At 69.7% G+C, this 24,742-nt stretch carries 18 protein-coding genes and 2 rRNA genes; 12 read left to right on the top strand and 8 right to left on the bottom strand.

The genetic code is table 11. The features are described from left to right. Nucleotides 1-138: 138 nt before the first annotated feature. The 4 genes from QT196_RS09425 (at nt 139) to QT196_RS09410 (ending at nt 5,698) form a co-directional block, all read left to right on the top strand. A 23S ribosomal RNA gene (locus tag QT196_RS09425) occupies nt 139-3,261 on the top strand. A gap of 114 nt (nt 3,262-3,375) precedes the next feature. Further along, nucleotides 3,376-3,492 (top strand): 5S ribosomal RNA (rrf, locus tag QT196_RS09420). Nucleotides 3,493-3,734: 242 nt separating this feature from the next. Then, nucleotides 3,735-5,009: a hypothetical protein gene (locus QT196_RS09415; RefSeq protein WP_290356816.1), complete on the top strand. Its 1,275-nt coding sequence runs from the start codon at nt 3,735-3,737 to the stop codon at nt 5,007-5,009. Next, complete coding sequence (locus tag QT196_RS09410; protein ID WP_211117571.1) at nt 4,946-5,698, top strand: tetratricopeptide repeat protein; 753 nt, start codon at nt 4,946-4,948, stop codon at nt 5,696-5,698. The genes QT196_RS09415 and QT196_RS09410 overlap by 64 nt, the downstream gene beginning before the upstream one ends. 85 nt (nt 5,699-5,783) lie before the next feature. Here the strand turns inward: QT196_RS09410 and QT196_RS09405 are convergent, their stop codons facing one another. From QT196_RS09405 to QT196_RS09385, 5 genes are all read right to left on the bottom strand, one after another. Further along, nucleotides 5,784-7,634, bottom strand: coding sequence for an IucA/IucC family siderophore biosynthesis protein (locus QT196_RS09405; protein WP_290354738.1), 1,851 nt, complete (start codon nt 7,632-7,634; stop codon nt 5,784-5,786). Beyond that, the gene (locus tag QT196_RS09400; protein ID WP_266738999.1) at nt 7,631-8,200 is read right to left on the bottom strand and encodes a GNAT family N-acetyltransferase; all 570 of its coding nucleotides are present in this window, start codon (nt 8,198-8,200) and stop codon (nt 7,631-7,633) included. Before QT196_RS09400 ends, QT196_RS09405 begins: the two co-directional genes overlap by 4 nt. Beyond that, complete coding sequence (locus tag QT196_RS09395; protein ID WP_290354737.1) at nt 8,197-9,516, bottom strand: lysine N(6)-hydroxylase/L-ornithine N(5)-oxygenase family protein; 1,320 nt, start codon at nt 9,514-9,516, stop codon at nt 8,197-8,199. The genes QT196_RS09400 and QT196_RS09395 overlap by 4 nt, the downstream gene beginning before the upstream one ends. Before the next feature lie 31 nt (nt 9,517-9,547). Further along, nucleotides 9,548-11,080, bottom strand: a complete 1,533-nt coding sequence (locus tag QT196_RS09390) for an aspartate aminotransferase family protein (protein ID WP_290354736.1) — start codon at nt 11,078-11,080, stop codon at nt 9,548-9,550. A gap of 152 nt (nt 11,081-11,232) precedes the next feature. Further along, a complete protein-coding gene (locus QT196_RS09385; RefSeq protein ID WP_168478460.1) occupies nt 11,233-12,498 on the bottom strand; it encodes a DUF1015 domain-containing protein in 1,266 nt (421 codons plus the stop codon). A 171-nt stretch (nt 12,499-12,669) separates the two neighbouring features. Between QT196_RS09385 and QT196_RS09380 the strand changes: the two genes are divergently transcribed. Beyond that, nucleotides 12,670-13,695 (top strand): HAD-IIA family hydrolase, encoded by a 1,026-nt coding sequence (locus QT196_RS09380; protein ID WP_290354735.1) that lies wholly within the window; start codon nt 12,670-12,672, stop codon nt 13,693-13,695. Nucleotides 13,696-13,921: 226 nt separating this feature from the next. Here QT196_RS09380 and QT196_RS09375 read toward each other — a convergent pair whose 3' ends face one another. After that, complete coding sequence (locus QT196_RS09375; protein WP_290354734.1) at nt 13,922-14,812, bottom strand: siderophore-interacting protein; 891 nt, start codon at nt 14,810-14,812, stop codon at nt 13,922-13,924. Between the two features lie 179 nt (nt 14,813-14,991). After that, nucleotides 14,992-16,020, bottom strand: coding sequence for an ABC transporter substrate-binding protein (locus QT196_RS09370; RefSeq protein WP_290354733.1), 1,029 nt, complete (start codon nt 16,018-16,020; stop codon nt 14,992-14,994). Between the two features lie 107 nt (nt 16,021-16,127). On the opposite strand from QT196_RS09370, the gene QT196_RS09365 reads away from it, so the two are divergent. The 3 genes from QT196_RS09365 (at nt 16,128) to QT196_RS09355 (ending at nt 19,442) form a co-directional block, all read left to right on the top strand. Next, nucleotides 16,128-17,132: an iron chelate uptake ABC transporter family permease subunit gene (locus QT196_RS09365; protein WP_290356628.1), complete on the top strand. Its 1,005-nt coding sequence runs from the start codon at nt 16,128-16,130 to the stop codon at nt 17,130-17,132. 26 nt (nt 17,133-17,158) lie between these two features. After that, on the top strand, nt 17,159-18,274 hold the full coding sequence (locus QT196_RS09360) for an iron chelate uptake ABC transporter family permease subunit (protein WP_168483652.1): 1,116 nt from the start codon (nt 17,159-17,161) through the stop codon (nt 18,272-18,274). 175 nt (nt 18,275-18,449) lie between these two features. Continuing rightward, nucleotides 18,450-19,442: an ABC transporter ATP-binding protein gene (locus tag QT196_RS09355; protein ID WP_290354732.1), complete on the top strand. Its 993-nt coding sequence runs from the start codon at nt 18,450-18,452 to the stop codon at nt 19,440-19,442. 170 nt (nt 19,443-19,612) lie between these two features. Here the strand turns inward: QT196_RS09355 and QT196_RS09350 are convergent, their stop codons facing one another. After that, a complete protein-coding gene (locus QT196_RS09350) occupies nt 19,613-19,960 on the bottom strand; it encodes an SCP2 sterol-binding domain-containing protein (RefSeq protein ID WP_168478455.1) in 348 nt (115 codons plus the stop codon). 74 nt (nt 19,961-20,034) lie between these two features. On the opposite strand from QT196_RS09350, the gene QT196_RS09345 reads away from it, so the two are divergent. From QT196_RS09345 to recN, 4 genes are all read left to right on the top strand, one after another. After that, nucleotides 20,035-20,508, top strand: a complete 474-nt coding sequence (locus QT196_RS09345; RefSeq protein ID WP_290354731.1) for a hypothetical protein — start codon at nt 20,035-20,037, stop codon at nt 20,506-20,508. A 7-nt stretch (nt 20,509-20,515) separates the two neighbouring features. Continuing rightward, nucleotides 20,516-21,331, top strand: coding sequence for a TlyA family RNA methyltransferase (locus QT196_RS09340; RefSeq protein WP_085924223.1), 816 nt, complete (start codon nt 20,516-20,518; stop codon nt 21,329-21,331). Then, nucleotides 21,328-22,269 carry an NAD kinase gene (locus QT196_RS09335; protein WP_229893503.1) on the top strand — a complete coding sequence of 314 codons (942 nt, stop codon included), beginning with the start codon at nt 21,328-21,330 and terminating at the stop codon, nt 22,267-22,269. The genes QT196_RS09340 and QT196_RS09335 overlap by 4 nt, the downstream gene beginning before the upstream one ends. A gap of 582 nt (nt 22,270-22,851) precedes the next feature. Further along, on the top strand, nt 22,852-24,579 hold the full coding sequence (recN, locus tag QT196_RS09330) for a DNA repair protein RecN (RefSeq protein WP_168483650.1): 1,728 nt from the start codon (nt 22,852-22,854) through the stop codon (nt 24,577-24,579). Nucleotides 24,580-24,742 lie beyond the last annotated feature (163 nt).

Here is a 24,742-nt window from a genome sequence, read left to right as displayed (position 1 = left end):
ACGTTGTTGGGTATCTGAGGGTACGGACCGTTGAGTCTGGACCTTCGCGATGCCGGCCCCAGTGAACTCAGCCTTCGGGTTGGGGTGGTGGGTGGCTGGTCGTTGCTTGAGAACTGCACAGTGGACGCGAGCATCTGTGGCCAAGTTTTTAAGGGCGCACGGTGGATGCCTTGGCACCAGGAACCGATGAAGGACGTGGGAGGCCACGATAGGCCCCGGGGAGCTGTCAACCGAGCTTTGATCCGGGGGTGTCCGAATGGGGAAACCCGGCAGTCGTCATGGGCTGTCACCCGCTGCTGAACACATAGGCAGTGTGGAGGGAACGCGGGGAAGTGAAACATCTCAGTACCCGCAGGAAGAGAAAACAACCGTGATTCCGGGAGTAGTGGCGAGCGAAACCGGATGAGGCCAAACCAGTCACGTGTGATACCCGGCAGGGGTTGCGTGGTTGGGGTTGTGGGATCTCTCTTTTACAGTCTGCCGGCTGTGAGACGAGTCAGAAACCGTTGATGTAGGCGAAGGACATGCGAAAGGTCCGGCGTAGAGGGTAAGACCCCCGTAGCTGAAACATTAGCGGCTCGTTTGAGAGACACCCAAGTAGCACGGGGCCCGAGAAATCCCGTGTGAATCTGGCGGGACCACCCGTTAAGCCTAAATATTCCCTGGTGACCGATAGCGGATAGTACCGTGAGGGAATGGTGAAAAGTACCGCGGGAGCGGAGTGAAATAGTACCTGAAACCGTGTGCCTACAAGCCGTGGGAGCGTCGCGTTGAGTCTTCGGACTCAACGTCGTGACTGCGTGCCTTTTGAAGAATGAGCCTGCGAGTTTGCGGTATGTTGCGAGGTTAACCCGTGTGGGGAAGCCGTAGCGAAAGCGAGTCCGAATAGGGCGTTGAGTAGCGTGCCCAAGACCCGAAGCGGAGTGATCTAGCCATGGGCAGGTTGAAGCGGAGGTAAGACTTCGTGGAGGACCGAACCCACCAGGGTTGAAAACCTGGGGGATGACCTGTGGTTAGGGGTGAAAGGCCAATCAAACTCCGTGATAGCTGGTTCTCCCCGAAATGCATTTAGGTGCAGCGTCGTGTGTTTCTTGCCGGAGGTAGAGCACTGGATAGGCGATGGGCCCTACCGGGTTACTGACCTTAGCCAAACTCCGAATGCCGGTAAGTGAGAGCGCGGCAGTGAGACTGTGGGGGATAAGCTCCATGGTCGAGAGGGAAACAGCCCAGAGCATCGACTAAGGCCCCTAAGCGTGTGCTAAGTGGGAAAGGATGTGGAGTCGCAGAGACAACCAGGAGGTTGGCTTAGAAGCAGCCATCCTTGAAAGAGTGCGTAATAGCTCACTGGTCAAGTGATTCCGCGCCGACAATGTAGCGGGGCTCAAGCACACCGCCGAAGTCATGTCATTGCAGCAATACTCCCAACGGAGGCTGTGATGGGTAGGGGAGCGTCGTGTGCCGGGTGAAGCAGCCGTGGAAACGAGTTGTGGACGGTTCACGAGTGAGAATGCAGGCATGAGTAGCGATACACACGTGGGAAACGTGTGCGCCGATTGACTAAGGGTTCCTGGGTCAAGCTGATCTGCCCAGGGTAAGTCGGGACCTAAGGCGAGGCCGACAGGCGTAGTCGATGGACAACCGGTTGATATTCCGGTACCCGCTTTGAAACGCCCAATATCGAATCCATTAATGCTAAGGCCGTGAAGCCGGCCTGGAGTCTTCGGACAAAGGGACGTGGTGGAGCCGCCGATCCAAGGTGGTAGTAGGTAAGCGATGGGGTGACGCAGGAAGGTAGTCCAGCCCGGGCGGTGGTTGTCCCGGGGTAAGGGTGTAGCCCGTCATCTAGGCAAATCCGGATGACGTTAAGGGTGAGACCTGATGCCGAGCCGATTGTGGTGAAGTGGATGATCCTATGCTGTCGAGAAAAGCCTCTAGCGAGTTTCATGGCGGCCCGTACCCTAAACCGACTCAGGTGGTCAGGTAGAGAATACCGAGGCGTTCGGGTGAACTATGGTTAAGGAACTCGGCAAAATGCCCCCGTAACTTCGGGAGAAGGGGGGCCATTGCTGGTGATGGAATTTACTTCCTGAGCTGGTGGTGGCCGCAGAGACCAGCGAGAAGCGACTGTTTACTAAAAACACAGGTCCGTGCGAAGCCGTAAGGCGATGTATACGGACTGACGCCTGCCCGGTGCTGGAACGTTAAGGGGACCGGTTAGTCACATTTCGGTGTGGCGAAGCTGAGAACTTAAGCGCCAGTAAACGGCGGTGGTAACTATAACCATCCTAAGGTAGCGAAATTCCTTGTCGGGTAAGTTCCGACCTGCACGAATGGCGTAACGACTTCTCGACTGTCTCAACCATAGGCCCGGTGAAATTGCATTACGAGTAAAGATGCTCGTTTCGCGCAGCAGGACGGAAAGACCCCGGGACCTTTACTATAGCTTGATATTGGTGTTCGGTTCGGCTTGTGTAGGATAGGTGGGAGACTTTGAAGCGGCCACGCCAGTGGTTGTGGAGTCATTGTTGAAATACCACTCTGGTCGTGCTGGATGTCTAACCTGGGTCCGTGATCCGGATCAGGGACAGTGTCTGGTGGGTAGTTTAACTGGGGCGGTTGCCTCCTAAAGAGTAACGGAGGCGCCCAAAGGTTCCCTCAGCCTGGTTGGCAATCAGGTGTTGAGTGTAAGTGCACAAGGGAGCTTGACTGTGAGACTGACGGGTCGAGCAGGTACGAAAGTAGGGACTAGTGATCCGGCGGTGGCTTGTGGAAGCGCCGTCGCTCAACGGATAAAAGGTACCCCGGGGATAACAGGCTGATCTTCCCCAAGAGTCCATATCGACGGGATGGTTTGGCACCTCGATGTCGGCTCGTCGCATCCTGGGGCTGGAGTCGGTCCCAAGGGTTGGGCTGTTCGCCCATTAAAGCGGTACGCGAGCTGGGTTTAGAACGTCGTGAGACAGTTCGGTCCCTATCCGCTGTGCGCGTAGGAGTATTGAGAAGGGCTGTCCCTAGTACGAGAGGACCGGGACGGACGAACCTCTGGTGTGCCAGTTGTCCTGCCAAGGGCATGGCTGGTTGGCTACGTTCGGAAAGGATAACCGCTGAAAGCATCTAAGCGGGAAGCCTGCTTCGAGATGAGTACTCCCACCCCCTTTGAGGGGTTAAGGCTCCCAGTAGACGACTGGGTTGATAGGCCAGATATGGAAGCCTGGTAACGGGTGGAGTTGACTGGTACTAATAGGCCGAGGGCTTGTCCTCAGTTGCTCGCGTCCACTGTGTGGTTCCCGGGTTGCGAACAGTCGCAATCGCTGGTTGAACCAAGTTTCACTCTTTAACTAAAAAGTGTGCTTGTTCGCTAGAACCCGATAGGGTTTCGGTGGTCATAGCGTTAGGGAAACGCCCGGTTACATTCCGAACCCGGAAGCTAAGCCTTTCCGCGCCGATGGTACTGCAGGGGGGACCCTGTGGGAGAGTAGGACGCCGCCGAACAATCTTTCAGGACCCTTGGTCCCAGCGTTCATGCTGGGACCAAGGGTCCTTTTTGTTTTTTGCCGAAGCGCGCCGAAGTGATCGGTGCGTGAGAATGAATGCAGTACCGAAGACAGGAGTCACGTCGATGTCCACCAACTCTTCCGACGATCGTTCGGAGCGCCGGCCGCAGCGGCGCGACGACGGCGACCGCGGTGGTTTCCGGCGTGACGACCGGGGGTCGCGCGGCGACAACCGTGGTGGTGACCGCGGAGGTTACCGCCGTGATGACCGTCCGTCGGGTGGCGACCGTGGTGGATACCGCGGTGGCGACCGGCGGGACGACCGCGGCGGGGACCGCGGTGGTGACCGTGGTGGCTTCCGCAGGGATGACCGCGGGCCGCGGCGGGATGACCGTTCCTCCGGTGGTGACCGTCGGGATGATCGCGGTGGGTTCCGTCGTGATGACCGGCCGTCCGGTGGCGATCGCGGTGGATACCGCGGTGGCGACCGTCGCGATGACCGCGGTGGCGAGCGCGGTGGCGAGCGTGGCGGATTCCGTAGGGACGACCGTTCCCAGGGCGGTGACCGTGGGGGATTCCGTCGCGACGACCGTCCGTCCGGCGGTGACCGTGGCGGATTCCGCCGTGATGACCGTCCGTCCGGCGGTGACCGTGGTGGATACCGCGGTGGTGACCGTCCGTCGGGTGGTGACCGTGGTGGATACCGCGGTGGTGACCGTCCGTCGGGTGGTGACCGTGGTGGATACCGCGGTGGTGAGCGTCGCGATGACCGCGGCGGGGACCGTGGCGGTTTCCGGCGTGATGACCGTGGTGGCGAGCGTGGCGGTTTCCGGCGCGATGACCGGCCGTCGGGTGGCGACCGTGGTGGGTTCCGCGGTGGCGATCGTCGGGATGAGCGGGGTGGCGACCGGCGGGACGACCGCGGTGGTGACCGTGGTGGGTTCCGTAGGGATGACCGTGGGCCGCGTCGGGATGATGAGCGTGGTGGCGGGTTCCGGCGGGAGGAGCGGGGCGGGGATCGTCCTGGCTTCCGGCGGGATGACCGGCGCGATGACCGCGGTGGGTTCCGGCGCGATGACCGGCCGTCGGGTGGCGACCGTGGTGGGTTCCGCGGTGGTGACCGGCGGGACGACCGTGGCGGCGAGCGCGGTGGGGACCGTGGCGGATTCCGTCGGGACGACCGGCGCGATGACCGGCGTGATGACCGTGGTGGGTTCCGTGGTGGCGACCGGCGCGATGAGCGGGGCGGCGACCGGCGGGATGACCGCGGTGGGGACCGTGGTGGGTTCCGTCGGGATGACCGTGGGCCGCGGCGCGATGACCGTGGGGGATTCCGGCGGGATGACGAGCGTGGGGGGCGGCGGCCGTACGGCGGTGGCCGGGGGCGGGATGACCGCCGGGACGATCGCCGTGATGACCGGCGGGACCGGGACCGGGAGCCGATCAAGCGGCTGCCGATTCCGGAGGACGTCACCGGTGAGGAGATCGACAAGGATGTGCGGCAGGAGCTGCTGAGCCTGCCGAAGACGCTTGCCGACGACGTCGCCAAGAACCTGGTGATGGTGGCGAAGCTGCTGGACGAGGAGCCGGAGAAGGCGTACGGGTACTCGCGGGTGGCGCTGCGGCTGGCGTCCAGGGTCGCGGCGGTGCGTGAGGCCGCGGGCTTCGCGGCGTACGCGGTCGGCAAGTACAGCGAGGCGCTGGCGGAGTTCCGGGCGGCGCGGCGGATGACCGGCAGCGTGGAGCTGTGGCCCGTCATGGCGGACTGTGAGCGGGGCCTCGGCCGTCCGGAGAAGGCCATGGCCATGGCCGGTGAGCCCGAGACGCAGAAGCTCGACAAGGCCGGCCAGGTCGAGATGCGGCTGGTCGCGGCGGGTGCCCGTCGGGACATGGGCCAGGCGGACGCCGCGGTGGTGACGCTCCAGAGCCCGGAGCTCGCGTCGAGTGCGGTGCACCCGTGGACGGCGCGGCTGCGCTACGCGTACGCGGACGCGCTGCTGGCGGTCGGGCGTGAGGACGAGGCGCGCGACTGGTTCGCCAAGGCGCTGGAGGCCGACCAGGGCGGTACGACGGATGCCTCGGACCGGCTCGCGGAGCTGGACGGCGTGGAGTTCACCGACGCGCTGGACGAGGACGACGAGGCGGAGGCGGCCGAGGGCGACGGCGACGGCGCCCAGGGCGAGGCCGGTTCCGCGCGGGACTGAGCCGGCCGTCGGCCCGAGCCGATGTGACGCATGAGAAGGGCGGGACCCCGGGGAGGGGTCCCGCCCTTCGGCGTGTGGGGGTGGGTCAGGAGGCGGGAGCGTAGGGGGCGAGGGGGTTGCGGAGGGTGCCGATGAGCTGGAGGGCGCCCGCCGGGTCCTGGAGGTCGACCATCTCCTGGTTGTTGCGCAGCTGGAGGCGGTTGAGGCAGGAGAGCGCGAACTCGTCGGTGAAGAGGTCGTAGCGCGCGAACTTGTCGGCGAGCTGGGGGGTGGCCGTCCGGTAGTCGGTGACGCAGGCGGCGACCGTGCGCCAGAAGGTGTCCTCGTCGAGGGTGCCGTGGTCGTCGAGGGTGCTGCTGAGGAAGCGGAAGAAGCAGTCGAAGACGTCGGTGAAGACGGACAGCAGCTTCTTGTCCTCGGGGACGTCGGCGCGGATGCGTTCGACGGCGGGGGGCAGGACCGCGTCGATGGGGGCACCTCCCTGGCCCTCAAGGCATTGGGGGACCATGACGGCGATCTCCTCGGCGATGTCCTTGAAGATCACGCGGGCCACGGCGCCGTCCTCGATGACCAGGATGGCGTTCTCGCCGTGTGGCATGAAGACCAGGTCGTAGGCGTAGAAGGCGTGGAGTACGGGTGTGAGGTAGGCGTCCAGGTAGCGGCGGAGCCAGACGGCGGGTTCCAGGCCGGACTCCTCGATGAGGGCGGCGGCGAGGGAGCCGCCGTCGTTGTCGGTGTGGAGGAGGGAGGCCATGGTGGCCAGGCGCTGGCCGGGTTCGACGGTGGGGACGGGGCTTTCGCGCCACAGGGCGGCGAGCATTTTGCGGTACGGGGAGCCCTTGGCGGTGGCGGCCTCGTACTGGCGGTGGTGGTAGCCGATGGCGGCGCGCTCCCGGATGATCGAGAAGCGGGCGGCCCGGAAGGTGTCGTCGGCGTCGATGAGGCGGGCCAGCCAGTCGTTGATGGCCGGGGTGGCCTCCATGTAGGACGCGGACAGGCCGCGCATGAAGCCCATGTTGAGGACGGAGAGCGCCGTTTTGACGTAGTGCTTGGTGGGGTTGGTGGTGTTGAAGAAGGTACGGATGGACTGCTGGGCCAGGTAGTCGTCGTCGCCGGGGCCCAGGCACACCAGGCGCTGCTGGGCGACTTCGGAGGCGAAGGTGACGGAGAGCTTGTTCCACCACTGCCAGGGGTGGGTGGGGAAGAAGTAGTAGTCGGCGGGGTCGAGGCCGAGGCCGGTGAGGGTGGCGGTGAAGCGGGCGTGGGTCTCGTCGGGGAGTTCGTCGCGGATCAGGGCGTCGTAGTCGAGGCCGGCGCCGGCGGTGAAGGTGGCGTGGTCGCGGTGGGCGGCGAGCCAGATCAACCGGAGCGGGGCCGCGGTCTCCGGGGCGTAGGCGTGGTACTCGTGGACGCCGAAGCCGAGCCGGCCGTTGTTGGCGACGAAGCAGGGGTGGCCCTCGGTCATGCCGGTCTCGATGGCCTGGAAGTCGCTTTTCGCGAGCTCGGCGGCGGCGGGCCGGTCGGCGGCGAGCTTGTAGGCGGTGCCGGAGAGGGTGGAGCTGATCTCCTCCAGGTAGACTGGGAGGATGGCCTCGCCGAGGCCCAGGGCGTCGCGGAGTTCGAGGAAGAACGCCAGGGCATCCAGGGGGAGTTCGTCGTGGTCGCGGTGCCGGGTGATGCTGTCGGCGTCGATCTGCCAGTGGTCCAGGGCTCGTCTGCGGGCGGCGAAGCGGTACTCGGTGGCGCCGTCGTCGCTGCGTACGGCGTAGTGGCCGTCCTGGGGGAGGCGCCGGGGGGTGAGCAGCCGTTCATGGGCGAACTCGGCGAGGCCCTTGCGGATCAGCAGCCGGTTGGCGCGGGCCCACAGGTCGGGGGTGAGGTGGGCGACGGCGTCCCGGGCGGACAGGTGCGGGGTGCCGTCGGAGGGGGCGGTCATCGGTGGTCTCCTCGGGTGGCCAGGAACTGGTCGCGGGTGCAGGTGCTGAGGTAGGCGTCTTTGGAGGGGAGCGAGACGGTGCGCAGGACCTCGAAGCCGACGGCCTTGTTGAGGGCGTGGACGGCGGTGTTGCGGGCGTCGGGCTCGACGACGACGCGGCGGGTGTCCGGGTCGGCGAAGAGCATCTCCATGACGGTGGTGATCACGGCGCGGGTGAAGCCGTGCACGGGGGTGTCGGTGGGCGCCGACAGGAAGTGCATGCCGACGTCGCCGGGTTCGGCGGCGTGGATGCCGACGAGTTCGCGGTGGGCGGGGTCGTAGCGCTCCATGAGGAAGGCCGGGGTGCCGTTGTGCAGGCCGAGGAAGGCGTCGTGGAAGGGGTCGGCGGATATCCGCGCGAATTCCTTCTCGACGGCGGCGAGGCCGCAGTCCTGCATCAGCCAGAAGGCGGCCTTGGGGTGGGTGACCCAGCGGTGCAGCAGTTCGGCGTCGCCGTACGGGTCGACCGGGCGGAGCGAGAACTCCCCGAGCGCGGCGTCGGTGCGGGTGAAGAGGGGGGTGGTCATGCCAGGAGCTCCATGGGGTGGTGCGGGCCGGCCGGGGCGGCGAATTCCTGGAAGGCGATGGCCTTTTCGACCGGGTAGTACTCGCGGCCGAGCAGTTCGCGGATGATGCACGCGTTGCGGTAGGCGGCCATGCCGAGGTCGGGGGTGACGAAGCCGTGGGTGTGCAGCTCGGCGTTCTGCACGAAGATGCCCCGGCCGGTGGTGTCGATGCTGTAGTTGCGGGCCACGTCGTAGCGGCCGGCGTCGTCCCAGACGATGCGGTCGCGGACGGGGGAGAGGAAGTCCGGTACGCGGTAGCGGTAGCCGGTGGCGAGGATCAGGCCCTGGGTGTCGTGGGCGAAGTCCGTGCCCTGTTCCTCCTGGCGCAGGCCCAGGGTGTAGGTGCCGGACGTCTCGTCGTAACTCGCCTGGTGCAGGGCGGTGTTGGTCAGGAGCCGGGTGGGGACCGGGCCGGCCAGGTTCTTCTGGTAGAGCAGATCGAAGATGTCGTTGATCAGCTCGGAGTCGATGCCCTTGTAGAGGTGCTTCTGGGTGGCGTTGAGGCGGTCGCGGGTGGCCGGCGGGAGGGCGTGGAAGTAGTCCACGTACTCCGGGGAGGTCATCTCCAGGGTGAGCTTGGTGTATTCGAGGGGGAAGAAGCGCGGCGAGCGGGTGGCCCAGGTCAGGTGATAGCCGTGGCTGTCGATGTCCTGGAGGAGGTCGAAGTAGATCTCGGCCGCGCTCTGGCCGCTGCCGATGAGGGTGATGCTGTCCTTGGCCTGGAGGGCCGCCTTGGCGTCGAGGTACCCGGCGTTGTGCAGCAGGTCACCGCCCAGGTCGCGGCAGGCATCGGGGAGGTACGGCGGGGTGCCGGTGCCCAGGACGAGCCGGCGGGCGCGGAAGGTGTGGCGTTCGCCGGTGGGCCGCTGCTCGGCGTGGACGACGTAGAGCTCCTCGCGCTCGTCGTACTCGACGGTGGTGACCCGGTGGCCGAAGCGGACGGAGTCGAGTTTGCCGGCCGCCCAGCGGCAGTAGTCGTTGAACTCGGCGCGCAGCGGATAGAAGTTCTCGCGGATGTAGAACGAGTACAGCCGCCCCGATTCCTTGAGGTAGTTCAGGAACGAGAAGGGGGAGCTGGGGTCGGCGAGGGTGACCAGGTCGGCCAGGAACGGCACCTGGAGGTGGCTGCTGTCCAGCATCATGCCGGGGTGCCAGTCGAAGGACGTCTTGTCGTCCAGGAACAGGCCGTCGAGTCCGTCGATCGGCTCGGTCAGGCAGGCCAGGCCCAGGTTGAACGGGCCGAGGCCGATGGCGATGAAGTCGTGAGGGGCGGACACAGGGGTCTCCGATGGGGGGTGGTGGGGGAGGTCAGCGCGTGCTGAGGGCCGGCCGGGGCTGCTCGGCGAGGAAGCTGCCGGCGTGCTCGGCGATCAGGTCGAGGACGGTGGCGATGTCCTCGAGCGTGGTCTCCGGGTTGAGCAGGGTGAACTTGAGGTAGTGGCGGCCGTCGACGACGGTGCCCGCGACGATCGCCGCACCGGAGGCGAACAGCGCTTCCCTGGCGTGCAGATTGACCCGGTCGCTGAGGTCGGGGTCCTGGTCGGTGGAGGGCACGTAGCGGAAGACCAGGGTGCTGAGCTGGGGCTCGACGACGACCTCGAAGCGGGGGTCGTCGTGCAGCAGTTTCCAGGCGTCCGCGGCCCGGTCGATGACCTCGTCGAAGAGTTCGCCGACGGCCTGGGCGCCCATGATGCGCAGGGTGAGCCAGAGCTTGAGGGCGTCGAAGCGGCGGGTGGTCTGGATCGACTTGTCGACCTGGTTGGGGATGCGCTGCTCCACCATGCGGCGGGGGTTGAGATAGTCCGCGTGGTAGGTGACATGCCGCAGGGTGGTGCGGTCGCGGACCAGGATGGCGCTCGAACTGACCGGCTGGAAGAAGGACTTGTGGTAGTCGACGGTCACCGAGTCGGCGCGTTCGATGCCGGTCAGCAGGGCGCGGCGGCGGGAGACCAGCAGTCCGCAGCCGTAGGCGGCGTCGACATGCATCCAGGCGCCGTACCCGGCGCACAGCCCGGCGATCTCGGGGAGCGGGTCGATGGAGCCGAAGTCGGTGGTGCCGGCGGTGGCGACGACGGCCATGGGTATCAGGCCGTCGCTCTGGCAGCGGGCCAGTTCGGCGGCGAGCGCGTCGGTGCGCATGCGCTTGGTGTCGTCGCTGGGGACGGTGATGACGGCTTCCGCGCCCATGCCCAGCAGGGTGGCCGACTTGCGGATGCTGAAGTGGCTGCATTCGGAGGTGAGGATGCGCAGCCGGGGCAGTACGTCGGTGAGCCGGGCGCCCGCGGGGGAGCCCTCGCGGCTCAGCTCCCGGCGGCAGGCCTCGTCGCGGGCGAGCAGCATGGCCTGGAGGTTGGACTGGCTGCCGCCGCTGGTGAAGATGCCGTCGGCCGCCTCGCCCAGGCCGATCCGCTCGGCCGTCCAGTCGATCAGCCGGCGCTCGATGAGCGTGCCGCCCGCGCTCTGGTCCCAGGTGTCCAGGGAGGAGTTGACGGCGGAGAGCACGGCCTCGCCGACGAGGGCGGGGATCACCACGGGGCAGTTGAGGTGCGCGAGGTAGCGCGGGTGGTGGAAGTAGACGGCGTCGCGGAGGTAGACCTCTTCGAGTTCGTCGAGCGCGGCGGCCGCGTCGTGCAGCGGGCTGTCGAGGTCGACGCCGGAGACGGTGGGGGTGAGGCCGTCGACGGTGATTCCGGTGAACGGCTGGGCGGTGGCGGCGATTTTGGCGCTGATCCGCGTGACGCTCTCGGTGACCGCGCTGTGGTAGCGCCGGGCGGTGCCGTTGTTGAGCAGATACGCCCGGTTGTCGGCCGGGTCCTCGGCAGAAGGCGCGAGGAGACTCATGAAGATGTCCTCCCTGGTGCGGAGTTGACCACGTCCTGCGCAGGGCGGGGTGTGCGCAGGGGCAGGGAGACCCGCCCGGCGACGTAGTGAGGTAAGCCTAACCTAACTAAGTCGGCGGGCGGGGTTGAGAGGCCGTGACGGCGCCCTGTAGGTCAGTTCTCGTCGCCGTCCAGGGTGCGCAGGACCAGGCCCGTGGCGGGCTTGGGGCCGAAGGAGGTGGACTTCCGCGGCATCGTCACGCCGTGCTCGGCGAGCTGACGGACCGTCTCCTCGGAGGTGGCGCGCATCAGCACGGCGGTACCGCCGTGCCGGGCCGCCTGCTCGACGGCGGCTTCGGTGTGATGCAGATAGCCGATGTCCGACGGGTGGTCAGGGATGTGCCAGACCTCGTCCAGCAGGACGGAGTGCAGCACGGTGGCGTCCAGCCGCCGCCAGGCCTCGGGCCGGTCCCGGCGGATCGTCCGGTCCAGCAGAGCGGGATCGGGACGGTCCAGGAGGTGGAAGGAGTCCGGGCCGCCGGCGAGCACGAAGGCGGTGCCGGGCGTCTCCTCCAGGGCCTCCATGGCGGCGGACAGCCCGCCGGGGAGGGCGCGGGCACGGAAGGTGCCGGCCAGGTCCGCCAGCGCCTTGCCGGGCGGCAGATGGGGCAGTACCCGGTGGATCGCGCGGACCTGGAGCGGATAGCGGGCGGTGTCCACCAGCAGCACCAGACCGGAGGCCCAGGGCGAGCCGGCGGTGGCGTCGGTCTGCTGCTCGTACAGCCGCTGGTAGGTCGCCCAGCGGTGGTGGCCGTCGGCGATCAGGGCCTGCCGGCGGGCGAGGTCGTCGTCGATGGCGGTGAGGTCGGCCGGGTCGGTGACCGCCCACAGGCGGTGCGCGAAGCCGTCCTCCGTAGTGGTGGCGAGCAGCGGCTCCCGCTCCACCACGCGCTCGATGACCGCGGCGGCGCCGGTCGCGGTGCCCTCGCCGCGGTAGGAGAGCAGCAGCGGTTCGAAGTTCGCGGCCGCCGCCCGCATCAGGGCCGCCCGGTCCTCGACCACCTCGGGGATGACCCCCTCGTGCGGCAGCACCGGACCGTCCAGGCGCAGCGCCCCGATCAGCCCGCGCTGGAGCACCTCGCCGGCGCGCTGCTCGTAGACGTACAGCGCGGGCTCGGCGTCCTGCGTCAGCACGCCCTCGCCGCGCCAGCGGTGCAGGGTGTCGGCGGCCTGGCGGTGGCGGGTGGTGGGGTCCGCGGCGTGCGGCAGGATCAGCCGGACGATGTTGTACGGATCGGCGGTCTCCAAGTGGCGCACGCCGTCCGGCCGGACCACCACGTCGTACGGCGGGGACATCACAGCGGTCAGGCTGCTGACCCGCTCCGGGGCGTAGCGCAGCCCGCGGAACGGGAGGAGGCGGAGGCCGTCGGTACTGGTCATTGAAGAATGCTATGCCGCCGGACGGATGAGGGAAGATCGGGGGACAGCCCGTGCGTGGCTGGAATTATCGGTAGGCGCGAAGTGGAGGGCGAGGGTCCCCACGGTGCGGTGAGTGCGCCCCCGTGGGCGGCGGATCCCCGGCGCGATGCGTGGAGCGAGGAGCGAGACGGCATGAACGAGCAGGTTCGCAGGCGGCCCGACGGGTCCCGGCACGCGCTGAGCGAGGCATATGACACCGCGCTGCTGGATCTGGACGGAGTGGTCTACGCCGGCGGACAGGCCATCGAGCATGCCGTGGCATCGCTGACGCGTGCGCGCGAGGGCGGGATGCATCTCGCCTATGTGACCAACAATGCCGCCCGGACCCCACAGGCCGTCGCCGACCAGCTGTCCGGTTTTGGTCTGCCGACCGGTCCGGACGATGTGATCACCTCCGCGCAGGCGGTGGCGCGGCTGATCTCCGAGCAGGTGCCGCCGGGCGCGCGGGTGCTGACCATCGGCGGCGAGGGGCTGCGGGTGGCGCTGCGTGAGCGCGGTCTGGTCCCGGTCGGCTCCGCGGACGACGACCCGGCGGCCGTGGTGCAGGGCTACGACCCCTCGCTGGACTGGGAGCGGCTGGCGGAGGCCGCGTACGCGGTGCAGCGCGGGGTGCCCTGGTTCGCGTCCAACACGGATCTGACGATCCCCAAGGAGCGCGGGATCGCGCCCGGCAACGGGGCGTTGGTGGAGGTGGTCCGGATCGCCGCGGGTGGCACCCCGCAGGTGGCGGGGAAGCCGCAGCCGCCGATGCACCGGGAGACGGTGCTGCGCACCGGTGCGCAGCGGCCGCTGGTGATCGGCGACCGGCTCGACACCGACATCGAGGGGGCCTGCAACGGCGAGGTCGACTCGCTGCTGGTGCTCACCGGCGTCACCACACCGGCCGCGCTGCTGGCCGCCCCGCCGGAGCACCGCCCCGCCTACGTGGACGAGGATCTGCGCGGCCTGCTGACCCCGCAGCCGGAGGTGACCGCGGACGGCGCCGGTTTCCGGTGCGGCGGCTGGCGGGCCGAGGCGGCCGGGGACACCCTGCATGTGGACGGCGAGGGGACGCCGCTCGACGGGCTGCGGGCGCTGTGCGCGGCGGCCTGGACGGCGGCGGGGGACGGCAGTTACGCGGCGGACACGGGGCCGGCACTGGCGCGGATCGGCAGGTAAGGCGGTGTCCCGGCGCGCGGGGCTAGGGTCTGTCGTCACACTCCCGCCTGCCCCGCGGCGCTCCCCCAGCTACCGCTGGGAGGTGCCCCCAGGCACGCACGCTCGCTGCGTTGTCGGATCGTCCACGTAGACCCACTACGAGGACGACCCTCCGCCTTGCGAGCGCACGCACCAGACGCCGCGGGGCCTGCCCTTCGGGCAGACGACGGGAGTGTGACGACAGACCCTAGTCCTCCTCGGGCGCCGGGGCAGCGGCCGTCAGCTCCGCGAGCAGCTCTTCCTCGGAGGCGCCACGGCGCCAGTAGCCGGTGAACTTGACGGCCCTGCGGTCGATGCCGCGCTCGCGGACGAGATGCCGGCGCACCGCCTTGACGGTGCCGGACTCGCCGGCGATCCAGGCGTACGGGGTGCCCTCGGGCAGCTCGGCGGCGCACAGGGCGTCGAGCACCGGCTCGTGCCGCGCGGCGGTCGCCTCGTCCCGGACGAGCCAGGTGATGTCGGTGTCGGCGAAGGACGGCAGCTGCTGCCGGTCGTCCTCGTGCGCGATCTCGATCCAGACCTTGGCGTGGGTGCCGGGGGAGAGCCAGGACAGGATGCCGGCGATCGCGGGCAGCGCCGTCTCGTCGCCGGTGATCAGAATCCAGTCGGTGCCGGCCGGCGGCCGGAAGTCGACACCGCCGTTGTCCTCCACGGCCGGGGCGAGGACGGTCAGCCGGTCGCCGGGCCGGGCGTGGGCGGCCCAGCGGGAGGCGGGGCCGCCGGCCAGCGGCGAGGCATCCGGCGCGGCACCGTGCAGCGCGAAGTCGACGTCGAACTCCCGTGGTTCATGGCGCTGTTCGCGGATGGTGTACGAGCGCATCAGCGGCCGCTCGGCCGGGTCCTGCGCCCGCCAGGTGGTGTACCAGCCGTCGCCGGTGTCGTGGAAGACCGGCCGGTCCTGGTGGGGCTGCGGGAGGAAGAGCTTGAAGCGCTGGTCACGACCGCCGGAGGCCAGTTCGGCCAGCCGTTCACCGCCGAAGGTGACCCGCACCACCGAGGGGCTCAGCCGTCGGGTCCGTACGACCTGCACGTCGAAGAAGCGGAACGGTGCGGTGGCGGGGGCGGCGGTCGTGGTCATGTGGGGGACCTCCCGGGGACGGGGCGGGGACTGTGCGGTGGGGTAGCGCGGTGGCTTCGGGCGGTGCGGTGGCTTCGGGCGTGGCGACGCCGGGGCGCTGAGGTGCAGGGGTGCCGCGGTGGACCGTGGCGGCCGGGGTGTGCTGCGGCCGGGGCCGGGCGATCCACCGCGGCCGTACGTCACTTGGCCTTCTTGGCGCCCTCGATGGCCTTGGCGAGCGACTCGATGAGCGGGGCGGCGCCCGCGTAGGAGAAGCGCGGTTCGCTCGACCACGGGGTGATCTGGCCGGCCTTGACGGCGGGCAGCTTGGCCCAGGAGGGCTTGGCCGCCAGGTCCTTGGGCTGGAGGGTGGCGGTCCGGTTGTCCAGCAGGAGCACATCCGCCTGGTACTTGTCGGCGTTCTCCCAGCTCAGGCTCTCGAAGTAGCCGCCCTTGTCCAGGTGGTCGGGGACGATCAGATCGACGCCGAGGGACTTGTAGTACATGAGGTCGGCGTTGATGCCGGGGTTGGACGCGTAGAAGAGGTTCGGGCTGCCGGAGCAGGCGAGCACCTTGACCGGGTGGGACTTGGCGGCCTTGCGCAGCGCCGCGGAGGCCTTCTCGAAGCGGGCCTTGGCGTCGGTGACCTTCTTCGCCCGGAGGTCGGCGCCGAGTGACTCGGCCAGGTCGGCGTAGCGCTCGATGATCTTGACGAGCGGGACCCGGGCCGAGGTGATGGCGACGGTCTTCGCCAGCGGGGTGATCTTGTCCTTGCTCTCGTCCGGCACGAACCACAGCGCGTCCGGCTCGTACATGTTCGTGACCAGCAGATCGGGGCGCAGGGACGCGTACTTCTCGATGTTGAACTGGTCGTAGGCGTTGCCGATGATGGTGACCTTGTCGACGTCCAGGTCACCGGCCTGCGGATCGGGCTTGCCGTTCTTGAGCTTGGTGGGGCCGAAGACACCGACGATCTGGTCGTCGATCCCGAAGTCGTGAAGCGCGGCCGCGGTGCCGGTGAAGGCGACGATACGCTGAGGGGTGTTCTTCAGCGAGACCTTCTGCTTGCGGTCGTCGGTGAAGGACCACGGGCCGGTGTCGGCGCCCTTGTTGGCACCCTCCGAGCCCTTGTCTCCGCCGCATGCGGCCAGCAGGGCGCCGATACCGACGGCGCCGCCTGCGGCCAGGATGCCGCGACGGGACAGAGTGACGTTTCGGGAGGTGCTCATGGGTGCACTTCTCTCTGGGAGGGGCTGCGAGTCGGATGTGAGGGTAGGCTAACCTAACCATCGTGTTGGTTGACAGTCCCCCCGAAGCGGCAACGGTTCCGGACCCCGTGACACCCCGGCGGCGCCCCCTCCTGCGCTCCGTGGGGCTGGTGGTCTCGGTGGCCGTATTGGCCGTCATCGTCGTCCTCGGCATCGCCGTCGGCGCCAAACAGATACCCCTCGACCAGGTGTGGCACGGGGTGTTCCACTACTCCGGCTCCGACACCGACGTCGTCATCCGCGATGTCCGCTTCCCGCGCACGCTGCTCGGCCTGCTCGTCGGCGCCGCGCTCGGCCTGGCCGGCACGGTCATGCAGGCGCTCACCCGAAACCCCCTGGCGGACCCCGGAGTTCTCGGCATCAACGCCGGTGCCTCGGCCGCGGTCGTCACCGCCATCAGCTTCTTCGGCATCACCTCACTGACCGGCTATGTGTGGTTCGCGTTCACCGGCGCCGCGGTGGTCAATGTCGCGGTGTACGTCCTCGGCGGTACCCGGGGCGCCACGCCCGTACGGCTCGCCCTGGCCGGCACCGCGCTGACCGCCGTCCTCATCGGCTACATCAACGCCGTCAACCTGATGGACACCGCGGCGCTGGACAAGATGCGCTTCTGGACGGTGGGTTCGCTGGCCTCGGCCACACTGCCGACGGTCACCTCGATCGCGCCGTTCCTGGCGGTGGGGGGCGTCCTCGCGCTGCTGATCGCCCGGCCGCTGAACGCCATCGCGCTCGGCGACGACCAGGCGCGCGCGCTGGGCGCCCGACTGACCCGCACCCGGGTGCTGGCGATGCTCGCGGTCACCCTGCTGTGCGGCGGGGCGACCGCCGCCTGCGGCCCGATCGTCTATGTGGGCCTGATGGTTCCGCACGCCGTACGGGCCATCACCGGGCCCGATATGCGCTGGATCCTGCCGTACTCCGCGGTGCTCTCACCGGTCCTGCTGCTCGGCGCGGATGTCCTCGGCCGGGTCGTGGCCCGGCCCGGTGAGCTCCAGGTCGGCATCGTCACGGCCGTCCTCGGCGGACCGGTCTTCATCTATCTCGTACGACGTCGGAGGATGGCCCAGCTGTGAGCGCGACCGTGAAGTCCGGGGAGGCCGTGGAGCCCGAGGCCGGGAACGGCCGGGCGGCGGGGGCCCGGCGGGTGAGAGCGGTACGCACCAGGGGCGGCCTCTCGGTGCGCCTGGACGTACGCGCCACGGCCGTCGGACTGCTGCTGCTGGCCGTCGCACTGGCCGCCGCCGTCGCCCTGATCGGCTCCGGCGACTACCCGATGACCCCGTCCGAGGTGCTCGCCGCCCTGACCGGCGGCGGGGACCCCGGACAGCAGTACATCGTGCACGACCTGCGGCTGCCGCGGGTGCTGGTGGGGCTGCTGGTCGGTGTCGCGTTCGGGATCTCCGGGGCCGTCTTCCAGACCGTCTCCCGCAATCCGCTGGGCAGTCCGGACGTCCTCGGCTTCTCCCAGGGCTCGTCCGTCGGCGCCCTGGCCGCCATCGTCTACTTCCAGGCCGACGCCTTCGGGGTCGCGGCCGGCGCCGTGGTCGGCGGGGTGGGCACCGGGATCGCCATCTTCCTGCTCGCCTGGAAGCGCGGCATCCACGGCTACCGCTTCGTGCTCGTCGGCATCGGAGCCGGCGCCATGCTCTACGCGATGGTGCTCTTCCTCATGACCAAGGCGAACATCGTCGAGGCGACCCGGGCCACCACCTGGATGACCGGTTCCCTCAACGGCCGTGGCTGGGACCAGGTCGAGCCGCTGGCCGCGGTCTGCGCCGTCCTCGTCCCGCTGCTGCTCTTCTTCGGGCGGCCGCTGCGCATGCTGGAGATGGGCGATGACGCCGCGTACGCGCTCGGCGTACGGGTCGACCGGGTCCGTATCGTCGTGCTGCTGACGGCGGTGGTGCTCGTCGCCGCCGCCACCGCGGCGGCCGGACCGATCTCCTTCGTCGCGCTCACCGCACCCCAGTTGGCCCGCCGGCTGACCCTCCCGCGCTGGCTCAAGGGCGGGGGAAACAGGGGCGGTGCGCCGATGCCCGGTCCCAACCTGGTGCTCTCCGGCCTCATGGGCGCCGTGCTGCTGGTCGCCGCCGACTGGGCGTCCCAGCAGCTCTTCGGCGCCGACCAGTTGCCGGTGGGGGTGCTCACCGGCGTTCTCGGCGGCGGCTATCTGCTGTGGCTGCTGGCCACGGAGCGCAAGGCGGGACGGGTATGAGCGGCCGTACGACGGCGCAAGGACGGGCCGGGCGGCGGACGCCGGAGGGCGGCGCGGCCCGCGCCGGGCGCCAACTCCGCGCGGGCCGGGCCGCGGTGCGGCCCCCGGACGGTGACGGCGCGGCCGGTGGCGGGCCGGCCAACAGCAGTGACACGACAACCCCAGGAGTTCCGAAGTGAGCCGTCTCTCGGCCGAGAACGTCACCCTCGCCTACGACCAGCGGGTCATCGCCGAGAACCTCTCGGTCGCCATCCCCGACCACTCCTTCACGGTCATCGTCGGCCCCAATGCCTGCGGTAAGTCCACGCTGCTGCGCGCGCTCTCACGGATGCTCAAACCGGCCGGCGGATCGGTCCTGCTCGACGGTGCGGCGATCTCCTCGCTGCCGGCCAAGAAGGTCGCCAGGACGCTCGGGCTGCTGCCCCAGTCCTCCATCGCCCCGGACGGCATCACCGTGTCGGATCTGGTGGCCCGCGGCCGCTATCCGCACCAGGGGCTGCTGCGGCAGTGGTCGCCCGAGGACGAGCGGATCGTCGAGGAGTCGATGGCGGCCACCGGCGTCGGCGAGCTGGCCGACCGCTATGTCGACGAGCTGTCCGGCGGCCAGCGGCAGCGGGTGTGGATCGCGATGGCGCTCGCCCAGCAGACCCCGCTGTTCCTGCTGGACGAGCCGACGACGTATCTGGACATCCAGCACCAGATCGAGGTGCTGGACCTGTGCGCCGAACTCCACGAGGAGCAGGGACGCACACTGGTCGCGGTGCTCCACGACCTCAATCACGCGGCCCGTTACGCGACGCACCTCATCGCTATGAAGAACGGCGCGGTCATCGCCGAGGGCGCCCCCGCCGACATCGTCACGGCGGAACTCGTGGAGCAGGTCTTCGGCCTCAGCTGCCAGATCATCGAGGACCCGGAGAGCGGCACCCCGTTGGTTGTGCCTGCGGCGCGCAAGCCGCGTAGGGGAAGCGGGCGTGGGGGCCGGGCGGTGGAGCCTGAGGGCGCTGCGGGGGCGGAGAGGCCTTCGGCAGCGGGGGAGGCGTCCGCGGGGGAGGAGGCGCCTTCGGGGGAGAAGGCGTCTTTGGCAGTGGGGGAGGCTTCGGGGGCTGAGGGGCCTGCGGGGGCTGAGGAGGCTTCGGCGGGGGTTGGGCGGGGGAGCGGTCGGTAGGGGGGCGGGCGCGCGTCGCGGGTTGGGGGGCGAGGCGGTACGAGCGGAGCTGGTGCCGGTTGGCCGCCCCGAGCGGGGCCGCGGTCGGCGCGGCACGGCAGGGTGTGACGAGCGGGTCTGCGGCTAGTGAGGCGCGAGGGGCGGGGCTGCTGTTACAGGCGGGGCAACTGTTACAGCAGTGTCCTGAGGCGGAGCAGGTCCCGTAGCCCGGCCTCCAGCTTGACGCGGCCGCTGCCCCAGGCCTTGGCGAAGTTCAGCTCTCCGTCCACCAGGGCCAGCAGATCGTCACCGGCCATGGACAGCCGGATGTCGGCCTTGTGCGGGGGCGGCCCGGGGACGTTGGTCACCTCCTGGATGGTGCCGTCGGCCAGCCGCCCGAGAAAGGTCACATCGAGGTCCGTGATGCGGCAGCTGAGTGAGCGGTCGAACGTGGCGGCCTGGCGGACGCTGCCGTCGGCCGAGGACAGGTTCTGGGCCAGCCGGTCGAGAGCGGCGCGGCACTGGTCGAGGGTTGCCATCGTGATCGACGATACGCCAGGTCGGGGACGGCTCGTTCCTCCTCGACCGGCTTCGCCGAGGTAGCGTCGGGGGCATGGAAGAGCCGACGTCCGGCCCGGAGCCGGAGGCGCCCGCACAAGCCGCGCCAGGGGACCCCACAGAGCCCGCGGAACCGGGGGAGCCCGGCCGGCGCGAGGGCAGCGGAGCCGTGAGCACCACGGGTGGAACGCCGACCGGTCCCGTCGGGTCGGACGATGCCGTCGGGCCGGATGCAGGGGCCGAGCGGAGTGGTGCCGCTGCGTCGGGCGGCCAGGGCCGGCCCGACCCCACGGGCGGGCCGGAGCGGCCCGGCGGGCCGCAGCCGATCAGGGTGGGCGTGACGGCGACCGGTGAGGCCGCGGTCGATACCGGGCTGCGGCGCCTCGCCGACGCCGACCACCTCCCCGCGAGCGAACACCTCCGGGTGTACGAGGATGTGCACCGTGGGCTGCGCGATGTGCTGGCCGGTCTCGACCAGCACCCCGGGCCGCCCGCCCCTTCCTCGACGACGCACGACAACAGGAGCTGAACCACAGGTGGCAGGAGTGGCACGACGCCGACTCGATGCGGAGCTGGTGCGCCGCAAGCTGGCCCGTTCCCGCGAGCACGCGAGCCAGCTGATCGCCGCGGGCCGGGTGACCGTCGGCGGGGCGACCGCGACCAAACCGGCCACCCAGGTGGAGACCAGCGCGGCCGTGGTCGTCCGCGACGACGAGAGCGACCCCGACTATGTCTCGCGCGGCGGGCACAAGCTGGCCGGGGCGTTCGCCGCCTTCGTCCCGCTCGGCCTGAAGATCGAGGGCCGCCGGGCACTGGACGCGGGCGCCTCGACCGGTGGCTTCACGGACGTCCTGCTGCGGGCCGGTGCGCGTCATGTCGTCGCCGTCGACGTCGGATACGGACAGCTCGCCTGGTCGCTCCAGAGCGATGAGCGGGTCACCGTGAAGGACCGCACCAACGTCCGTGAATTGACCCTGGAGCAGATCGACTCGGAGCCCGTCGACCTCGTCGTCGGTGATCTCTCGTTCATCCCGCTGGGGCTCGTACTGCCCGCACTGGCCCGCTGTGCGGCGCCCGACGCGGATCTGGTGCTGATGGTCAAGCCGCAGTTCGAGGTCGGCAAGGAGCGGCTGGGCAGCGGCGGGGTGGTGCGCAGCGCGGAGCTGCGGGCCGAGGCCGTCCGCGCGGTCGCGAGCCGGGCCGCCGAACTGGAATTTGGCGTACTTGGCGTAACTGCGAGCCCACTGCCTGGACCTTCCGGGAATGTCGAGTACTTTCTGTGGCTGCGCGCCGGGGCGCCTGCACTCGACCCGGCGGACGTCGACCGTGCAGTGGCGGAGGGGCCTCGTTGACCACTACCCATGCAGTTGAAGGCAGCGCAGCACACGAGAACACCGGAGCCGGGCGGACGGTGTTCCTGCTCGCTCACACGGGCCGTCCCGCGGCCATCCGCAGTGCCGAACTCGTTGTCCAGGGGCTGCTGCGCAGCGGCATCGGGGTGCGGGTGCTGGCGGAGGAGGCGGCGGATCTGCCGCTGCCGTCGTCGGTCCAGCGCGTCGACTCCGAGCAGTGCGCCGCCGAGGGCTGCGAACTCCTGGTGGTGCTGGGCGGAGACGGCACGCTGCTGCGCGGCGCGGACTTCGCCCGGACGTCCGGGGTCCCGATGCTCGGTGTCAACCTTGGCCGGGTCGGCTTCCTCGCGGAGGCCGAGCGCGACGACCTCGACAAGGTCGTCGACCGGGTCGTCACCCGGGCATACGAGGTCGAGGAGCGGATGACGCTCGATGTCCTCGTCCGCAACAACGGCAATGTCGTACACACCGATTGGGCCCTGAACGAGGCGTCGGTGGAGAAGGCCGCACGGGAGCGGATGCTGGAGGTGGTGACCGAGGTCGACGGCCGGCCCGTCTCGCGCTTCGGTGGCGACGGCGTGGTCTGTGCGACTCCGACCGGTTCGACCGCATACGCCTTCTCGGCCGGCGGGCCGGTGGTCTGGCCCGAGGTCGAGGCCCTGCTGATGGTCCCGATCAGCGCCCACGCCCTGTTCGCCAAGCCGCTGGTCACCTCGCCGCGTTCCGTACTGGCGGTGGAGGTCCAGCCCAAGACGCCGCACGGCATTCTCTGGTGCGACGGCCGCCGCAGTGTCGAACTCCCCGCCGGCGCCCGCGTCGAGGTCCGCCGCGGCGCCGTACCCGTACGCCTGGCCCGTCTGCACCATGCCTCCTTCACGGACCGCCTGGTCGCCAAGTTCGCCCTCCCCGTGGCGGGGTGGCGGGGGGCGCCGCACTAAGGCCTGTCCGGTGCGTCCCCGCTGCCATCGGTTCCGGTGGCAGCGGGCGCCCGCCGCGCGGAGCGTCACGCATCCGCGGCGCTGCCGGGAGACGGGGTCCCTCCTTGAGCTGGAGACGGGGCCACTCGTCCGGACGCTCGCGAATATCGACATGTGGATCCAGTCGCGGAGCGGAGTGACGGCCGTGCGCGCCGCGGCGCCGCCGGCCATCGGTGCCCGGCGCGCGGTGGACGGCAGGGCCTCCGCGTCCTGCCGTCCGACGAGCCGCTTCACCGACGCGACGAGCCGCCTCACCGAAGCGCCGGCAATCGCCACCGCACCCCGCGTGACCACCGCAGTCCTGCCGTCCGCGGGCCGGTGACCGCACCACCCCGCAGACGTCGCTGCGTACCTCGATCCGCTGACCATGACCACACCTTTCGCTCCGGACTGTGATCAGCTTGACGGCTGAGCGTGATCACGCACCATGCGGAATTCCCCCCTTTTTCGATGCGGTTTTCCGCAGGTGCGAGGGCAGGAGTGAGGGGAGGCCGTCGCGGGGCGACCCCGGGACCTCGTAAGGTCGTATCCGTGTTGGAGGAGATGCGGATCCGGTCCCTGGGTGTCATTGATGACGCCGTTGTCGAGCTGTCCCCCGGCTTCACGGCGGTGACCGGCGAGACGGGCGCGGGCAAGACCATGGTCGTCACCAGCCTCGGCCTGCTGCTCGGCGGGCGCGCCGACCCCGCCCTGGTGCGGATCGGCGCCAAATCGGCGGTAGTGGAGGGCAGGATCAGCGTCGGCCCCCAGGCCCCCGCCGCGGTACGGGCCGAGGAGGCCGGTGCGGAGCTGGACGACGGTGCGCTGCTGATCAGCCGCACGCTCTCCGCGGAGGGCCGTTCACGCGCCCATGTGGGAGGCCGTTCCGTTCCGGTCGGTCTCCTGGCGGAGTTGGCCGACGACCTGGTCGCCGTACACGGCCAGACCGACCAGCAGGGCCTGCTGCGGCCGGCCCGCCAGCGCCAGGCCCTGGACCGCTACGCCGGAGACACGGTCGCGGTCCCGCTGGCCAAGTACACCGCCGCCCACCGCCGCCTGCGCGCCGTCGCCACCGAGCTGGACGAGCTGACCACACGGGCCCGCGAACGCTCACAGGAAGCCGACCTGCTGCGCTTCGGCCTGGACGAGATCGCGGCGGCCGAGCCCCAGCCCGGCGAGGACACCGAACTCGCCGCCGAGGCGGAGCGGCTCGGCCACGCCGAGGCACTGGCCTCCGCCGCGACCCTGGCGCACGCCGCGCTGGCCGGCAATCCCGAGGACCCCGAGGGCGTCGACGCCACCACCCTGGTCGCCGGCGCCCATCGCGCGCTGGAGGCCGTACGCAGCCATGACCGGGAGCTCGCCGGGCTCGCCGAGCGGATCGGCGAGATCGGCATCCTGATGGCTGACGTGGCGGGCGAGCTGGCCGGCTACGCGGACGGCCTGGACGCCGACCCGTTGCGGCTGGCCGCGGTCGAGGAGCGTCGTGCCGCGCTGAACCATCTGACCCGCAAATACGGCCAGGACATCGCTGCGGTGCTGGCCTGGGCCGAGGAGAGTGCCGCCCGGCTCGGCGAACTGGACGGCGATGACGACCGGATCGGCGAGCTGACCGCCGAGCGGGACGCACTCCGCACCGAACTGGGCGAACTGGCACAAACGTTGACCGATGCCCGTACAGGGTCGGCGAAGCGTTTCGCCGACGCGGTCACCGCCGAACTGGCGGAACTCGCCATGCCGCACGCGCGGGTCACCGTCGAGATCCGCCAGACCGAGGTCGCCGAGGACGCCGACGGCATCGAGGTCGGCGGCCGCACGGTGGCCTATGGACCGGCCGGCGCCGATGAGGTCGAACTTCTCCTGGCCCCCCACCCGGGCGCACCGCCCCGGCCGATCGCCAAGGGAGCGTCCGGCGGTGAGCTCTCCCGGGTGATGCTCGCCGTGGAGGTGGTCTTCGCCGGCTCCGACCCCGTACCGACCTACCTCTTCGACGAGGTCGACGCGGGCGTCGGCGGCAAGGCGGCCGTCGAGGTCGGCCGGCGGCTGGCCAGGCTCGCGAAGTCGGCACAGGTCGTGGTCGTCACGCACCTCCCGCAGGTCGCGGCCTTCGCGGACCGCCAGCTGCTGGTGGCGAAGACGAACGACGGCTCGGTCACCAGGAGCGGTGTCACGGTCCTGGAAGGCGAGGAGCGGGTCCGCGAACTCTCCCGGATGCTGGCGGGCCAGGAGGACTCCGAAACGGCCCGCGCGCATGCCGAGGAGCTGCTGGAGACGGCGCGCACGGGCAACTAGCAAGCAGCGCGTACGCGGGGCGCTTCAGCTCTCCCACCTGCCACCTGCCACCTGCCACCTGCCGCCGCCTACTGGCCACCGGCCCCCGGTCGCCGGGGGCGTCGTTCCCGCGTGACCGGGCGGCGCTCGCCCCTAGGGTGACGGGAAGCGAGCACGGCAGGGT

Source organism: Streptomyces sp. P9-2B-2, assembly GCF_030406865.1.
GTDB lineage: Bacteria > Actinomycetota > Actinomycetes > Streptomycetales > Streptomycetaceae > Streptomyces > Streptomyces platensis.
Note: the sequence above shows the minus strand (reverse complement) of the source record. Positions and strands in the feature narration are given on the sequence as shown.

Bases quoted from the DNA above. Each gene is read 5' to 3' on its own strand.
- QT196_RS09405 (WP_290354738.1), bottom strand. From the start codon at position 7,634: ATGACCGCCCCCTCCGACGGCACCCCGCACCTGTCCGCCCGGGACGCC.
- QT196_RS09400 (WP_266738999.1), bottom strand. From the start codon at position 8,200: ATGACCACCCCCCTCTTCACCCGCACCGACGCCGCGCTCGGGGAGTTC.
- QT196_RS09390 (WP_290354736.1), bottom strand. From the start codon at position 11,080: ATGAGTCTCCTCGCGCCTTCTGCCGAGGACCCGGCCGACAACCGGGCG.
- QT196_RS09385 (WP_168478460.1), bottom strand. From the start codon at position 12,498: ATGACCAGTACCGACGGCCTCCGCCTCCTCCCGTTCCGCGGGCTGCGC.
- QT196_RS09380 (WP_290354735.1), top strand. From the start codon at position 12,670: ATGAACGAGCAGGTTCGCAGGCGGCCCGACGGGTCCCGGCACGCGCTG.
- QT196_RS09375 (WP_290354734.1), bottom strand. From the start codon at position 14,812: ATGACCACGACCGCCGCCCCCGCCACCGCACCGTTCCGCTTCTTCGAC.
- QT196_RS09370 (WP_290354733.1), bottom strand. From the start codon at position 16,020: ATGAGCACCTCCCGAAACGTCACTCTGTCCCGTCGCGGCATCCTGGCC.
- QT196_RS09350 (WP_168478455.1), bottom strand. From the start codon at position 19,960: ATGGCAACCCTCGACCAGTGCCGCGCCGCTCTCGACCGGCTGGCCCAG.
- QT196_RS09345 (WP_290354731.1), top strand. From the start codon at position 20,035: ATGGAAGAGCCGACGTCCGGCCCGGAGCCGGAGGCGCCCGCACAAGCC.
- recN (WP_168483650.1), top strand. From the start codon at position 22,852: ATGCGGATCCGGTCCCTGGGTGTCATTGATGACGCCGTTGTCGAGCTG.